The sequence below is a fragment of the Sodalis sp. C49 genome, from assembly GCF_046352915.1.
Taxonomy (GTDB): domain Bacteria; phylum Pseudomonadota; class Gammaproteobacteria; order Enterobacterales; family Enterobacteriaceae; genus Acerihabitans.
Genome location: NZ_CP163303.1, coordinates 3,030,196 through 3,044,829, shown reverse-complemented (window position 1 = coordinate 3,044,829; position 14,634 = coordinate 3,030,196). Strand labels below are relative to the sequence as shown.

Annotated in this window: 12 protein-coding genes; 7 read left to right on the top strand and 5 right to left on the bottom strand. The window is 60.8% G+C overall.

Going from position 1 to position 14,634, the window contains the following annotated elements:
- Positions 1 to 11: 11 nt before the first annotated feature.
- Positions 12 to 1,523, top strand: a complete 1,512-nt coding sequence (gene dhaM / locus ABUK12_RS13725; protein ID WP_410012382.1) for a dihydroxyacetone kinase phosphoryl donor subunit DhaM — start codon at positions 12 to 14, stop codon at positions 1,521 to 1,523.
- A gap of 66 nt (positions 1,524 to 1,589) precedes the next feature.
- On the opposite strand, the gene dhaR is transcribed toward dhaM, so the two are convergent.
- The 3 genes from dhaR to ABUK12_RS13710 all read right to left on the bottom strand — a co-directional run bounded on the left by dhaR (position 1,590) and on the right by ABUK12_RS13710 (position 5,668).
- Entirely contained in the window at positions 1,590 to 3,509 is a 1,920-nt protein-coding gene (dhaR, locus tag ABUK12_RS13720; protein ID WP_410016645.1) for a dihydroxyacetone kinase operon transcriptional regulator DhaR, read from the bottom strand.
- Between the two features lie 186 nt (positions 3,510 to 3,695).
- Entirely contained in the window at positions 3,696 to 4,472 is a 777-nt protein-coding gene (surE, locus tag ABUK12_RS13715) for a 5'/3'-nucleotidase SurE (RefSeq protein WP_410012381.1), read from the bottom strand.
- Positions 4,473 to 4,807: 335 nt separating this feature from the next.
- Positions 4,808 to 5,668 carry an SDR family NAD(P)-dependent oxidoreductase gene (locus ABUK12_RS13710; RefSeq protein WP_410012380.1) on the bottom strand — a complete coding sequence of 287 codons (861 nt, stop codon included), beginning with the start codon at positions 5,666 to 5,668 and terminating at the stop codon, positions 4,808 to 4,810.
- Positions 5,669 to 6,084: 416 nt separating this feature from the next.
- Here ABUK12_RS13710 and ABUK12_RS13705 point away from each other — a divergent pair, with 416 nt between their 5' ends.
- The 4 genes from ABUK12_RS13705 (at position 6,085) to ABUK12_RS13690 (ending at position 10,089) form a co-directional block, all read left to right on the top strand.
- Positions 6,085 to 7,062, top strand: a complete 978-nt coding sequence (locus tag ABUK12_RS13705; protein ID WP_410012379.1) for a TRAP transporter substrate-binding protein — start codon at positions 6,085 to 6,087, stop codon at positions 7,060 to 7,062.
- A 63-nt stretch (positions 7,063 to 7,125) separates the two neighbouring features.
- Positions 7,126 to 7,635, top strand: a complete 510-nt coding sequence (locus tag ABUK12_RS13700) for a TRAP transporter small permease (RefSeq protein ID WP_410012378.1) — start codon at positions 7,126 to 7,128, stop codon at positions 7,633 to 7,635.
- Positions 7,636 to 7,652: 17 nt separating this feature from the next.
- Positions 7,653 to 8,951, top strand: a complete 1,299-nt coding sequence (locus ABUK12_RS13695) for a TRAP transporter large permease (protein WP_410012377.1) — start codon at positions 7,653 to 7,655, stop codon at positions 8,949 to 8,951.
- A gap of 115 nt (positions 8,952 to 9,066) precedes the next feature.
- Positions 9,067 to 10,089 carry an isopenicillin N synthase family dioxygenase gene (locus ABUK12_RS13690; RefSeq protein ID WP_410012376.1) on the top strand — a complete coding sequence of 341 codons (1,023 nt, stop codon included), beginning with the start codon at positions 9,067 to 9,069 and terminating at the stop codon, positions 10,087 to 10,089.
- On the opposite strand, the gene ABUK12_RS13685 is transcribed toward ABUK12_RS13690, so the two are convergent.
- Positions 10,084 to 11,235, bottom strand: a complete 1,152-nt coding sequence (locus ABUK12_RS13685; RefSeq protein WP_410012375.1) for a trans-sulfuration enzyme family protein — start codon at positions 11,233 to 11,235, stop codon at positions 10,084 to 10,086. The genes ABUK12_RS13690 and ABUK12_RS13685 overlap by 6 nt on opposite strands.
- 55 nt (positions 11,236 to 11,290) lie before the next feature.
- Positions 11,291 to 12,664: a pyridoxal-phosphate dependent enzyme gene (locus ABUK12_RS13680; protein ID WP_410012374.1), complete on the bottom strand. Its 1,374-nt coding sequence runs from the start codon at positions 12,662 to 12,664 to the stop codon at positions 11,291 to 11,293.
- Between the two features lie 352 nt (positions 12,665 to 13,016).
- Between ABUK12_RS13680 and ABUK12_RS13675 the strand changes: the two genes are divergently transcribed.
- Together ABUK12_RS13675 and ABUK12_RS13670 are read left to right on the top strand one after the other, a co-directional pair.
- The gene (locus tag ABUK12_RS13675; protein WP_410012373.1) at positions 13,017 to 13,226 is read left to right on the top strand and encodes a hypothetical protein; all 210 of its coding nucleotides are present in this window, start codon (positions 13,017 to 13,019) and stop codon (positions 13,224 to 13,226) included.
- Positions 13,227 to 13,665: 439 nt separating this feature from the next.
- On the top strand, positions 13,666 to 14,583 hold the full coding sequence (locus ABUK12_RS13670; protein WP_410012372.1) for a dihydrodipicolinate synthase family protein: 918 nt from the start codon (positions 13,666 to 13,668) through the stop codon (positions 14,581 to 14,583).
- Positions 14,584 to 14,634 lie beyond the last annotated feature (51 nt).

Sequence of the window (14,634 nt, the reverse complement as noted above, 5' to 3'; positions counted from 1 at the left end):
CAGGAGGAAAGATGGTCAATATCGTGGTAGTGTCCCATAGCCTTCTTCTGGCGCAGGGCGTAGCTGAGCTGGCTGAACAAATGATCCAGGGCGGCTGCCGGCTGGTTATCGCCGCCGGGGTGGACGACGGCGATCATCCCATAGGCACCGATGCGGTCAAGGTGATGGACGCCATTGAATCGGCGGACGATCCCTCCGGGGTGCTGGTGCTGATGGATCTCGGCAGCGCCCTGCTGAGCGCGGAAACCGCACTGGAATTGCTGGACCCCGCGCTGGCGCAGCGGGTAACGCTGTGCGCCGCGCCGCTGGTGGAAGGCACCCTGGCGGCGGTGGTGGCGGCGTCGGCGGGGGGTAGCCTGGCGCAGGTGAAGGCGGAGGCGCTGGGCGCGCTGGCGGCTAAGGCCCGCCAGCTTGGCGAGCCGGATGACGCCGGCGACGAGGGGCCGGGCAAGACGGTAATGCCCGCCGACAGCCAAAGCGTCAGCTGGACGGTGCTTAACCCGAACGGACTCCATGTCCGTCCGGCGGCGCGGCTGGCCGGGGTATTGGCGCCGTTTAAGGTGGACCTGCGTCTTGAAAAGGGCGGGCGCGGCGTCGACCCGCGCAGTCTTAACCAACTGGCGACGCTGCAAATCCGCCAGGGCGATACCCTGCGCCTGCTGGCCAGCGGACCGGAGGCGGGGGCGGCGCTGGACGCGTTTATCGCCCTGGCGCGCCGGGGTTTCGGCGAACAGGTCGACGTGCGCGCCGGCATGACGCTTACCGGCATACCGGTTCCCCCCGGCGGTATTCGCGCGCCGGTGCTGAAGCTGCGTCCGGCCCGTTATCATGCGCGGCCGGAGACGATTTCGCGCCAGCAGATAACCGGACAGCAGCAGCGGCTGCGTTCGGCGCTGGCGGCGACCCGCGGCGATCTGCGGCGGCTGGCGCATCGGGCCGGCGATGCCATGGGGCCGGATCAGGCGGCCATTTTCAGCGCCCACGCGCTGCTGATTGAGGATGCGGATCTGCTGCGGGCGCTGGATCAACGCATCGCAACGGAACTCTCCAGCGCCGAGGCGGCGGCGTCGCGGGAACTGATGGCCATGGTCGACGAGTACCGCGCGATGGAGGACCCCTACCTGCGCGCCAGGGAACTGGATATCCGCGATATCCTCAACCGGGTGCTGGGACATCTTGGCGCCGGGCCGGTGGCGCCGCCCGGCGTTGGCGACGGCGACGGCGTGCTGCTGGTGGCTGAGGAACTGATGCCTTCCGAGATGCTTGGCCTGGACCGGCAAAAGGTGAAAGGCATTTGCCTGAGCGCGGGGAATATCTGGTCGCATAGCGCCATCCTGGCGCGGGCGCTGGGCATACCGATGGTAGTGGGCGTGAGCGGATGTTTACAGGCCACCCGCAACGGCCAAACGGCGGCGCTGGACATGGCCGCCGGCACCCTCACCGTCGACAAGCCCGCCGGTGGTAAAAAAGCGGGGACGGAGGAGAGCGAAGACAAAAAGCCGCGCGGCGGCGCGCTGGTTTAACGCCTGGCGCTTTCGCAGCGATGTTTGGCGCGAGTATTTTCCCGGCGCCGGCGGACCCGCCGGCGCTTATTCCGCCTCGGCGCCCGTTTTGAACCGCGCCATTTCCAGGTGGTATTGCTTCACCTTGCGCCAAAGCGTGGTGCGGCCGATGCCCAGCAGCGGCGCCATTTCGTTTAGCTGACCCCGGCATACCAGCGCCGCGCGGATAATCGCCTGGCGCTCCAGGTCCGGAAACGACAGCACCGGCTGCGACGCGGGCGCGTCCGGTTCCACCAGCGCCCGTTCCTGCAGCAAATGCTCCGGCAGATCGTTAAGCTCGATACGATTGTTGCGGCAGGTCATGGCGGCGCGCTCCACCACGCTTTTCAGCTCCTGATCGTTGCCCGGCCAGGGGTACAGGCACAGCTGGCGAATGACGTCCCCGCCAATCTGATAGCGGCACTGGAAATGGCGGCCCAGCGCCTGCAGGCTGTCCTGCACCAGCACGGGAATATCCTGCGTCCGCAGGCGCAGCGGCGGGATATGCAGTTCAAAGGATTGCAGCGTGTAAAACAGCTGACGGCGAAAACGGTTTTGCTTGACCAGCAGCGGCAGATCGGCGCCGGTGGCGGCGATGACCCGCACATTCACCGGGATCACCCGGTTCGAATTGACGCGCATCAGCATGCCGGTCTTGATGATTTGCAGCAGGGCTGACTGCATTTCCGGCGACAGATATTCCACCTGTTCCAGATACAGGGTGCCGCCATTGGCGAGTTCGAATTTACTCGGCTGCCCGGCCTCGCCCTCGCTGGCATCGCTGCCCAGAAATTCCCGCGCCATCAAATCCTGCGGCAACGCCTGGCAGTTCAGGGCGATAAACGGACCCTGCGCGCGTTCGCCGCCGTTATGGATGGCCTGTCCCAGACGCTGCTTGCCCACGCCTTCCTCGCCGTGCAGCAGCATGGGATGGCTGCCTTTGGCCGCCTGTTTGCCATAACGCACCAGCCGCCGCATTTCCAGCGACGCCAGCGGCATATCCGCAAAGGTATAACTCACCCGGCCCAGCTGGTTATGCACCAACTGCTGCAGGAGTTCCTGCGGGTGAAGTAGGGCGATAAAACCGCAGCGATCGCCGTCGGGAATAGGCTTTAGCGTCAGCAGCGCCGGGATAAACTGCTGCCGGTTCTCAAACGTGACCTGGACATGGCTCAGCGGGCTGCGGTTATGCATGGCCTGGATCACCAGCGCCGGCAGCGTCAGCAGGGTCAGCACCGGCTTGCCGAGGCTCTCCGTTTCATCGAGGCGCAGCATGGCCGCCGCGCGCGCGTTAAGGTATTGCAGGCAACCGTGCTGATCCCAGGCCAGCACGCCGTCTTCCACGCCGTCGAGCAGGGCGTTGAGCGCGTTAAGGTGGCGGTTGGTTTCGGCCAGCAGGCTGTCGGCGTGCAGGTAATTGCCCACTTCGCGCGCCAGCACCAGCGTCAGCGACAGATCGCTGGCGGCCTTGTCCTCCACCAGGCTGGCCAGCACGATGACCGCCCGCTGGCGGCCGCCGTTGTCGTACACCGGGGCGGCGCAAAAGTGCCAGGGGTGCAGCGCCTGGCGGAAATGCTGTTCTCCCGCCAATTGCACCGGATAGCCCCCGGCGATGGCCAGCGCCGGCGCGTTGGTGCCGATCAGGCCTTCGGTCCAGTAACTGCCGGGGCCGATGCCCAGCGCCTCCAGCCGGGCCTGGGTAAACGGATGGCCGCACGCCCACAGGGTACAGCCGCTTTCATCCAGGATCAGCAACGCGCAGGGCCGCGACTCCATATACTCATACGCATCCTCCAGCGCCGCCTGTCCCAGCACCAGCAAATCGTCCTTACGCCGGCAAATGGAAGCGAAGGTCACGCCGGCGGCCCGGTGCGCGGGACGCCAGTCGGCGGGCTGCATCAGTTTGCGGCAGCGGCGCCGGGATTCCTCCAGGGCCGGAACGGCGCACGCCGGTTCCCGCTTGGGCAGGTCGTCGCGGCCAGGGTGGGGCAAGGCAGTTTTCAGCACCAAGGTATCGTCTCCCCGGATTAACGGCATCAAGGGAGGTATTACTCCAGAATCCCGGCGGGATTTCTGTTAAGCCTCAGGCAAATATCGCAGGCGGCGATAACGCGGGGGGAGCAACCGCACCGGCGGGGCGCGGTTAGGCAGGGGCTAAAAGTCCTGGCCGTACAGGCTGCCGAGACGTTGGAACTCTTTCATTTCAGTCCGCTCGAAGGTGAGCGGCGTCACCGAAATATAGCCTTCGTCATTCAGCTTCAGCTCGCTGTTCTCCGGGCGTTCAAGGCCGCCGTGCTGCACCCGGATCCAGAAATAGTCCTCGCCGTGGGGATCCTTGGCGGGAATGACCATCATGCCGTCCACATTGCCCATGCCCTGCTTGGTGACCCTGATGCCTTTCACCCGATCGGCGGGCATATCCGGGAAATTCACATTCAGGCACACCTGCCGGTCCCATGTCGCCTGCAACACATGCCGCAGGGTCGGTATCAGGTAGCGCGTGGCGCTATCCCAGTTTACCGGTTGATCGGGATCGCGGTTCTGGCTTAGCGCAATCGAGGGAATGCCCGACAGCATGCCGGTCATCGCCGCGCCCACCGTGCCTGAGAGCAGGGTTTCAAATCCCAGGTTGGAACCGTTGTTGACGCCGGAAAGCACCAGGTCGGGCGGGGAACCGAGCATCGCCTGGTGCACGGCGTAGGCCACGCAGTCGGCGGGCGTGCCATAGACGGCAAACCGCCGCGGACCTTTGTTGATCACCCGCACCGGCTCGCGCATGCTCAGGGAGTTGGCCACGCCGCTTTTGTCCTGGGCGGGGGCGACTATCCACACCTCTTCTGCAATCTCCTGGGCGGCCTTGGCCAGCAGCTCCAGACCGGGGGCGTCGATGCCGTCATCATTGGTCAATAAAACGCGATTCACTTTTTTCATCACAGGGTTGTTCTCCATGGGTCAGGCCAAAAATGAATGAATGTCGAGTTGATTTCGCCACGGGCTCTGCCTGACATCATAAGACAAAAATCACGTGCGCAGGGGATAAAATCTGCGCGGCCGCGCGGCTTCCCGCCCTGGGGCGGGTCAAAAAGCGCAGCGCAAGGGTAAATAAATGGGTTGAATAGGGGATGACAAAAATATGACAAATCAGATAAATAAAGCGGTTACCCTCAACGCACTCGGTGTTTGCCATCAATACGCTTGTTCACCAAGTTGCTGGAGACCATAAGTCCTGGATTATTTCCGCCAATATCCATTAACCATCAGTGATATCACTGCGGGAAATCCGTCGCCAGCGACGCATCCTTCCACGCCGCCAGATCCAGCTTAACCTCGCCGAGTTTCTGATACGCCAGATCCCAGGCAAGATTGCCGGCAAACAGATGCAGCGGCGGTTTTTCCACGGACGCGATCCGGACGATAAGTGCGGCCAGCTTGTCGGGATCGCCGGCCTGGTTGCCCGCCAGGGTGTCCCTATGCAGATCCAGCGACGCCTGGGCAGCGGCGTAGTCGTCAATCTGGCGCTGCGCCACCGCCAGGGAGCCGGCCGTGAGAAAGTCGGTGCGCACCGGCCCGGGGTAGATCACGGTGGCATGGATGCCCAACTCCCGCGTTTCGGCCGCCAGCGATTCCGTCAGTCCGGCCAGGGCGAACTTGGCGGCGACATAACCGCCCCAGCCGGCATAGCCGCCCTGGAAACCGGCAACGGACGCGATATTGATAATGTGCCCTGCGCGCTGGCGGCGCAGCTGCGGCAAGGTCTTGCGCAGTACGCTTAGCGGCGCGAAGACATTGACGTCGAAATTACGGCGCAGTTCGGCGTCGGTCAGCGCTTCCACCGTGCCCTGCAGGCCATAACCGGCATTATTTACCACGACATCGATAACGCCGAACGCCTTTATAGTTTGCTCCACCGCCGCGCCGACGCTGTCCTCGTCGGTGAGATCGGCTTCCAGCGGCAGGAACAGCAGGAACTGGTCGGCGGTGGGCGCCACGGCGCGCTCCAGCGCCGCGCGGTTTCTCGAGGTGGCGGCCACGTTGTGGCCCTGCGCCAGCAGCAGGCGGGCCAGGGTCAGACCGAGGCCCCTGGAGGCGCCGGTAATAAACCAAGTCTTGGGTGGTAGGGTGCGCATAGCAGTTATTCCTCAGGATAATGAAACGGGCCGTCGGTCTGACGGGCGATCGGTTTGCCGACGTCGACGCCGTCCGGCTGGAGAATGACCATGCTATGGTACGGGGTTGTCCGCCGCGCGCGAATATACAGTCCTTTTGATTTGTTGCCTATTTCTCTTTAATTGCTCTTCAAAACGGTTTGCCGCAAAAATTGGCATTTAATTTCAATTTGTGACAGACATTAAAATTTCACATTTTGATAACCAAAAAATGTGACCCACTTCATTCTACTGATTGATGGTGTATTTTATAAAACACCGTTCCAGATATATTCATTTTGTTACTTTCCTTTTGCTTATACATTTTAGCGCCCAGCGGCGAGCTGCCCGTCCGCCCAGGCGTATGCGACCTCTGAAACCCGTCCGGAGTTAAAATAATGAAAACGAATAAATTATTGATTGCACTATCGATAATCCTGGCCACCGCATTGTCCGCCCCCATCGCCACGGCCAGGGTGCTTAAGGTCGCCGAGGTGCAGCCCGACGGCTATCCCACGGTGGTGGCGCTGCAGCATATGGGGGAAAAGCTGAAGCAGGCTACCGACGGGCGCCTGGAGATGAAGGTCTATTCCGGCGGCGTGCTGGGGGATGAAGAGCAGACGCTGCAGCAGGTACAAATCGGCGCGGTGGATATGATTCGCGTTTCGCTGGCGCCGATGACCACCATTGCCCCGGAAACCAGCGTGCTCACCCTGCCGTATATTTTTCGCGATGAAGATCATATGCATAAGGTGCTTGACGGCGAAGTGGGGCAGGAAATCGCCGCCAAGGTCAGTGCGGATCCCAAGGCTAAAATGGTCTTCCTCGGCTGGACCGACGCCGGCGTGCGTAATATGATCACCAAAAAACCGGTGGTGAAGCCGGAGGATCTGCACGGCATGAAGATCCGCGTACAGAATAGCCAGATTTCGCTGGCGACATTAAAAGCCATGGGCGCCAATCCGGTCGCCATGGGCGTAAGCGAAGTCTTCAGCGCCATGCAGACCGGCGTGGTGGACGGCACCGAAAATAATCCGCCGACCTTTGTTGCCCATAATTATATTCCGGTGGCCAAGTATTACACCCTGACCGGCCATTTTATCCAGCCGGAAATGATTTTGGTGTCCTCGCTGGTGTGGAATAAATTATCCGCCGCGGATCAGCAGACCATGCTGAAATTGGGCAAGGAAGCGCAACTGGACGAGCGGCAATTATGGGCCACCTACAACCAGCAATCGCTGGATAAAATGAAAGCCGCCGGCGTGACGTTCCAGAATATCGATCATGATTATTTCATTAAGGCGACGCAGCCGGTAAGAGATCAGTTTGGCAAAGGACATGAAGAATTAATGAAACGTATTGCCGATGTGCATTAATCCTTATCCCTCCCTGCGGCGGGGATAACGTCCCGCCGCCTGCAACCTTTCAGGTGGAACATTATGCCTTTTAATTATTCCCGGTTAATGGACGGGTTGTATGCGATATGTCTGCTGATTGCCAGCATCGCGCTGATGATTATGGTCACCGTGATCCCCATCGGCATCGGCGCCCGTTATTTGTTTGATAACGCCCTGTCCTGGCCGGAGCCGGTGGCGATTGTCTGCATGATTATCTTTACCTTTATCGGCGCGCCGGTGGGGTATCGCGCCAACACCCATATTTCCGTCTCGATCATGACCGATCGGCTGTCCCCCGCCGGAAAGCGTCTCTGCGAGCTGGCCTGCGATATCCTGATGTGCGTGATCTGCCTGATCATGATCTGGTACAGCACCAGCCTGTGCGCCGCCATGTGGGACCAGATGATGGCCTCGCTGCCGGGCTTTTCGTACGGAGAAATGTACCTGCCCATCCCCGTAGGCTCGTTCCTGATGATGTTGTTTGTCATCGAACGCATGATATCCGGGCCCCAGGATCACCGTCCTTTGGTGATGCTGGGCAATTCCCATTAATAAAGCGGAGCGGTGCTATGGATGCGTTAATCTTGATAGGCAGCCTGGTGGTGCTTCTCGCCCTCGGGTTTCCCGTGGCCTTTGCCGTGGGCTTAAGCGCTTTTATCGGCGCGTGGTGGATTGATTTACCGCTGGAGGCGATTGTTATCCAGCTGACCAACGGCATTAACAAGTTTTCCCTGCTGACGATTCCGTTCTTTATTCTGGCCGGCGCCATTATGGCCGAAGGGGGCATAGCGCGGCGAATGGTGAACTTCGCGTACATCTTCGTCGGCTTTATCCGCGGCGGCCTGTCGCTGGTGAATATTGTGGCGTCGACCTTTTTCGGCGCGATTTCCGGCTCGTCGCTGGCGGATACCGCCTCCATCGGCTCGGTAATGATCCCGCAAATGGAGGCGCAGGGCTATCCGCGCGATTTCGCCGCCGCGGTGACCGCCAGCGGCTCGGTGCAGGCGGTGTTAACCCCGCCCAGCCATAATTCGGTGATTTATTCGCTGGCCACCGGCGGCACCGTAACCATTTCCTCCATGTTTATGGCGGGTATCTTTCCCGGCTTATTGCTGGGACTGTGCCTGGTTATCATGTGTATCGGCTTTGCGCGCAAGCGCAATTATCCCAAAGGCGAACTGGTGCCGTTCCGCCAGGCGTTGAAAATATTTATCGATGCGTTCTGGGGCCTGTTCACCATCGTGATTATACTCGGCGGTATTCTTTCCGGCGTGTTCACCGCCGCTGAATCCGCGGCTATCGCCTGTATCTGGGCTTTTTTTGTCACCATGTTCATTTACCGCGAATTCAGGTGGCGCGATCTGCACCTGCTGCTGTTCCGCACCATTAAAACCGTCACTATCGTCATGGTGCTGATCGCCTTTGCCGCCGCCTTTGGTTCGGTGATGACCTTTATGCAGCTGCCGACGATTATTACCGACTTTTTCCTGAGCATTTCAGAAAACAAATACGTTATCCTGATGTGCATTAATATCATGCTGCTGATTGTCGGCTGCCTGATGGATATGGCGCCGCTGATATTAATCCTGACCCCGGTGCTACTGCCGGTCACCACCTCGCTGGGTATCGACCCGGTGCATTTCGGCATGATTATGCTGGTCAATCTCGGCATCGGCCTGATCACTCCGCCGGTGGGCACCGTGCTGTTTGTCGCCAGCGCGGTCAGCCAGCAGAAAATGGAGGCGGTGGTAAAGGCGATGCTGCCGTTTTACTGCGTGCTGTTTATCGTGCTGTTGATCATTACCTATGTGCCGATTATCTCGCTATGGCTGCCCGCGGTCACCGGGGTGTATAACGGCAACGGTTGAAGGGTGCGCCGCGATTTCTTAGCAGTACCGGCAATAACTTAGAACCGATCAGTATTGGGCGACGTTTTAAAGATGATGCATGTTGGGCTCTGAGGTATGAACAACGGAGCAGCCTATGAGTACGGCAGTAGCGGCATCTTTACCCTTGCTCGATCTTTCCCGGCTTGATGGCGGCCAGGCGGAGCGTACGGTCTTTTTAACCGAGCTGCGTCTCGCGGCGCGGGATATCGGTTTTTTCTACCTGGCCGGCCATGGCGTGGATGCGCAGTTGCTTGACCAGGTGCAGCGGCTGTCGCGTGAATTTTTTGCGCTGTCCGACGCGCAAAAACAGGCGGTGGCGATGATCAACTCTCCCCATTTTCGCGGCTATAACCGCGCCGCGTCGGAATTGACCCGGGGACAACCCGACTGGCGCGAACAGTTCGATATTGGCGCCGAGCGCGCGCCGCTGCCGCAGACGGAGCGGACGCCGGCGTGGACCCGGTTGCAGGGGCCTAACCAGTGGCCGGCGGAACTGCCCGGGTTAAAACCGGCGCTGCTGCGCTGGCAGGCCGCAATGACCGCGATGTCCCTGCGCCTGCTGCGCGCCTTTGCCGAGGCGTTGTCGCTGCCGGCGGACGCGTTCGATCCCCTGTACGGCGATAAGCCCAATGAGCATATTAAGCTTATCCGTTATCCCGCCCGCAACCAGACCGGCAGCAGCCAGGGCGTCGGCGCCCATAAGGATTCCGGTTTTCTCAGTTTCCTGCTGCAGGATCGGCAAAAGGGCCTGCAGGTGGAAGTGGAAGAAGGTCATTGGACGGATGCCGCGCCGGTTGCCGGCACCTTTGTGGTCAATATCGGCGAACTGCTGGAACTGGCCACCAACGGCTACCTGCGCGCCACGGTGCACCGGGTGGTGTCGCCGCCCGCGGGCGCCGAACGCCTGTCCATCGCCTTTTTCCTTGGCGCCCGGCTGGACGCGGTGGTGCCGCTGTTTGAACTGCCGCCCGCGCTGGCCGCCCAGGCGCGCGGCCCCGCAAGCGATCCGCGCAATCCGCTGCTGCGCGACGTCGGCTGGAATTATCTGAAAGGACGGTTGCGCTCCCACCCCGATGTGGCGCAGCGCTATTACCCCGATATCCCGGCGTTATTATAACGCCGCCAGCCCGCGGGCCAGATCCGCCATCAAATCCCCGGCATCCTCAATGCCCACCGACAGCCGCACCAGCTGCGGCGTAATGCCGGTGGCCAGCCGTTGCTCCAGCGGAATGGACGCGTGGGTCATGGCGAAGGGCTGGCTTACCAGGCTTTCGACGCCGCCCAGGCTTTCGGCCAGAGTGAACAGGCTAAGCTGCCGGATAAAGCGATTGGCCGCCTGCGCATCGTCGCCGCGCAGGCGGATGGAAATCATGCCGCCCGCGCCGCGCATCTGGCGCCGCGCCAGCTCATGCTGCGGATGGCTCGCCAGGCCTGGGTAATAAACGTTCTCAATCTGCGGCTGCGTTTCCAGCCATGCGGCAATGCGCAACGCGCTTTCGCTGTGGCGGGCGATGCGCAGCGCCAGGGTGCGAATGCCGCGCAGGGTTAAAAAACTGCTGAACGGGTCGAGCACGCCGCCGATGGCGTTTTGCAAATAGGCCAGCCGCTCCGCCAGCGCGGGATTATCCCCCACCACCGCCAGCCCGGCCACCACGTCGGAATGGCCGTTAATGTATTTGGTCGCCGAATGCACCACGATATCGAACCCCAGCGTCAGCGGCTGCTGCAATACCGGCGAGGCAAAGGTGTTATCCGCCACGCTTATCAGGTTATGGCGGCGGGCGATAGCGGCAATCGCCGCCAGATCGGCAAGCTTAAGCAGCGGATTGGTGGGGGTCTCCACCCAAATCATCCGGGTATCGGGTTGAATGGCCCGCTCCAGCGCGTCCGCGTCCTGTGGCTTGACCCAGCTGACGCGCAGGCCGGCGGTGCGGGCGCGCACGTTTTCCAGCAGCCGGTAGGTGCCGCCGTACACATCGTCCACCGCCACGATATGGCTACCCTGATCCAGCAGTTCCAGCACCGTTGAGCAGGCCGCCAGCCCGGAGGCGAAGGCGAATCCCCGGGTGCCTTGCTCAAGCTGGGCGATGGCCTGTTCCAGCGCGTGGCGGGTGGGATTGCCGCTGCGCGAATATTCGTAGCCGCTGTGTTCGCCCGGCGCCGTTTGCGCAAAGGTGGAGGTGGCGTAAATCGGCGGCATTACCGCGCCGGTGGCGTCCGGGGTATAACCGCTGTGCACGGCAAGGGTGGCGATATGGGTCATGCTATTATCCTTATTATGATTATGGAGGTTGCGGTTGCGTCGGGTGTTCAGCACATCATGTTGAAGGCAGGCGGTTGCGCCACGTGTTCAGCACATCGGCGCGGGTGATGAGCCCCAGGAATTGCCCGCCATCCATTACCACCGCCACATGGCCTTGGGCGAAGGTACGCAATAGCGTCGCTTCGTCGGCTTCTTTCGCCAGGGTAATCACCTCCCGCGTCATGGCGGCGTCGACCGTCAGGGCGAACCGCCGGGCATCGGCCCGTACCTGGGTAAGAATATCCCATTCATCGATAAGCCCCACCAGCCGGCCGTTTTCCAGCACCGGCAGTTGTGAGATATCGTACAGGCGCATACGGGCGTGGGCTGTGGCCAGGGTATCCGCCGGCAGGGCGAACACGGTGGCGCCTTCATCGTGACGAAAAGCGATAAAATCGCGCAGATCGCCGGTAACCGGACGCGCCAGCAAACCCTGCTGGCGCAGCCAGTCGTCGTTGAACATTTTGGAGAGATATTTGTTGCCGCTGTCGCAGGCGAAGGTCACCACCCGTTTGGGCGTACGCTGCGCCCGGCAGTAGCGCAGCGCCGCCGTCAGCAGGGTGCCGGTGGACGACCCGGCCAGGATGCCCTCCTTATGCAACAGGGTACGGGCGGTGGCGAATGCCTCGCCGTCGGTAATGCGAAACGCCTGGCTCAGCCGCTCCACCTGGCTGAGCGGCGGCACAAAATCCTCGCCAATCCCCTCCACCAGCCAGCTGCCGGCCTCGGGCGCGGTGCCGTGCTCCACCACATCCGCCAGGATTGACCCCGCCGGATCGGCGAGGATAAATTCGGTTTTGGGCGATACCTCGTCAAAAAAGCGCCTGAGTCCGCCCAGGGTGCCGCCGGAGCCGACGCCGACCACGATGGCGTCGATATCCTGATCCATCTGCTGCCACAGTTCGGGCGCGGTGCCCTGGTAATGGGCCAGCGGGTTGGCGGGGTTGTTAAATTGATCGATATAAAAGGCGCCCGGGGTTTCCCCGGCCAGGCGACGGGCGTAGTCCTGATAATAATCGGGGTGTCCCTTACCCACGTCGGAGCGGGTCAGCAGCACTTTCGCCCCCAGCGCCCGCAGATGGAATATTTTCTCGCGGCTCATTTTATCCGGCACCACCAATATCAGGCTATAGCCTTTTTGCGCGGCCACCAGCGCCAGGCCCAGGCCGGTATTGCCGGCCGTGGCCTCGATAATGGTGCCGCCGGGGGCCAGGATGCCCTGGCGCTCCGCCTGCTCGATCATGGCGAGCGCCACGCGATCCTTGATCGATCCCGCCGGGTTTTGGTTTTCCAGCTTAAGAAACAGCCGGCAGATGCCGCTGTCCAGCCGCGTAAGTTCCAGCATCGGGGTATGGCCTATCAGATCGAGAACGGAATCAGGTAATGGCATGGGCAATGTCCTTTAACGTGCCGGGGATGATTTGTGTGGATAATAGAGCTGAATCAAGCCGGTGTTTAAAGAACAAATAACTACTTTATATGCCATAAAGTAATATATTGCTCTGTTTAGACGTCGGGATGTACGGCCGTATAGCGGTAAGGAAAGATAAAATAAAACCTCTTCCGCGCCGGCGCTGGGTCCGGCGACGGCGGGTATCGCGTTCCGGTGCCGGCCCTGCGGCCCGATAGGCAAAAAATGCGTTAGCTTAAACAAAATAAGTATAAGTTGACGCCATACTGAAACACCGGCGTGGTATGAACTATGATCTCCATATCCGGACAGGTGCAACGCGGGGGGAGATATGCGTAAGCCACGTAATGACGATCGCGCCATCATCGAGATGCTGGGCGATGATCAGGAATTCGCCGTGGAATTTTTACATATGGTGTATGGCGGGCTGGACGAGGAAGAAGAGGAAGAGCTTTTCCTGACGGCGCTGCATGGGCTGAAGGCGTCCGCCGGCGATAACGCCCAGGCGCCGGAAACAGCGCCGGGACGCCAAGGCGGTTAACCGGCCGGCACCGATATAACCCTGATAAACCGGGCCGAAACCCGTTCCCGGTGTAGATTTTTGCGCCCGGCATCGCCGTCATTGCGCCGCCGCCGCACGCCACGTTCGCCGCGCCGGTGGCGACGACGGTCCCATCTTTGCGCCCGTCCGGCGGCCATTTCCCCCCCTGTTATTTCCCGCAAACGCTCCCGCGACGCAAGACCGGCCCGCCAGGATCAATCCGGCGGGTTTTTGTGATCCAAGATACAGAACGAACACGCATTCCCACGGTGGGTATTTACACCGCCAAAATGACGGTGCTAGTATCTCGTTAAGCATTATACAACCGTGTTCTATAATATAGAACAAATCCACTGACGATTGCCGGTAATGATCCTGATCTTTTGGCCGGTCCGCATAATGCGCCTTCCCACATTCCCGGTTGTAAAAGGTTACTATTATGATTGATAACAAGAAGTTTCGCGGGATTATTCCGCCGGTGTCCACCATCCTGACCCAGGAAGGTCAGCTTGATGAGGCGGGCATGGGCCTGACCATCGACCATCTGATCGCCGCCGGGGTCAACGGCCTGTTTTTCCTGGGGACCGGCGGCGAATTTTCGCAAATGTCGTGCGCCGAACGGCAGACCGTGGCCGAATTCGCCGTGCGCTATGTTAACCACCGGGTGCCGGTGCTGATTGGCACCGGCAGCACCAATACGCGCGAGGCCCTGACGCTGAGCCGCCATGCCCAGGCTATCGGCGCGGACGCCATCGTGGTGATCAATCCCTATTACTGGCATCTCACCGACGCCAACCTGTTGCGCTATTACGGCGACATCGCCGCAAGCGTCGATCTGCCGGTGATTTTATACAATTTCCCTTTCCTGACCGGGCAGGATCTGACGCCGGCCCTGGTCAAGCGCCTGGCCGATGCCCATGGCAATATCGTCGGCATCAAGGACACGATCGACTCCGTGGCCCATCTGCGTGAAATGATTATCACGCTGAAGGATGCCCATCCCGCTTTCTCGGTATTCTGCGGTTTTGACGATCATCTGCTTAATACCCTGTTGCTGGGCGGCGCCGGCGCGATTTCCGCCAGCGTCAATTTCGCCCCCCAGCTCTCCGTCGGCATTTATAACGCGGTACGCGCCGGCGATCTGGCCAGGGCCGCCGAATTAAACCAATCCTTGCTGATGCTGCCCGCGCTGTATGCCATCGACAGCCCGTTCGTCAATGTGGTCAAGGAGGCGATGCGGGTATGCGGACTGGCGGTATCCGATTATGTACTGCCGCCGGCGCAGCCGCTGGATAGCGCGGGCAAAGCGGCCGTCAGGCGGGTACTGCAACGGGCCGGCGTCATTAACCAACAATGATGCGCCGCAACGTTAATGTCGCCGCTACGCGGTATGTTGAATCACAGAGAA

Excerpts from the sequence above, each read along its gene's own strand:
- dhaM (WP_410012382.1), top strand. The coding sequence starts at position 12 with ATGGTCAATATCGTGGTAGTGTCCCATAGCCTTCTTCTGGCGCAGGGC.
- ABUK12_RS13680 (WP_410012374.1), bottom strand. The coding sequence starts at position 12,664 with ATGCCATTACCTGATTCCGTTCTCGATCTGATAGGCCATACCCCGATG.
- surE (WP_410012381.1), bottom strand. The coding sequence starts at position 4,472 with ATGAAAAAAGTGAATCGCGTTTTATTGACCAATGATGACGGCATCGAC.
- ABUK12_RS13675 (WP_410012373.1), top strand. The coding sequence starts at position 13,017 with ATGCGTAAGCCACGTAATGACGATCGCGCCATCATCGAGATGCTGGGC.
- ABUK12_RS13695 (WP_410012377.1), top strand. The coding sequence starts at position 7,653 with ATGGATGCGTTAATCTTGATAGGCAGCCTGGTGGTGCTTCTCGCCCTC.
- ABUK12_RS13690 (WP_410012376.1), top strand. The coding sequence starts at position 9,067 with ATGAGTACGGCAGTAGCGGCATCTTTACCCTTGCTCGATCTTTCCCGG.
- ABUK12_RS13705 (WP_410012379.1), top strand. The coding sequence starts at position 6,085 with ATGAAAACGAATAAATTATTGATTGCACTATCGATAATCCTGGCCACC.
- ABUK12_RS13710 (WP_410012380.1), bottom strand. The coding sequence starts at position 5,668 with ATGCGCACCCTACCACCCAAGACTTGGTTTATTACCGGCGCCTCCAGG.
- ABUK12_RS13670 (WP_410012372.1), top strand. The coding sequence starts at position 13,666 with ATGATTGATAACAAGAAGTTTCGCGGGATTATTCCGCCGGTGTCCACC.
- ABUK12_RS13685 (WP_410012375.1), bottom strand. The coding sequence starts at position 11,235 with ATGACCCATATCGCCACCCTTGCCGTGCACAGCGGTTATACCCCGGAC.
- ABUK12_RS13700 (WP_410012378.1), top strand. The coding sequence starts at position 7,126 with ATGCCTTTTAATTATTCCCGGTTAATGGACGGGTTGTATGCGATATGT.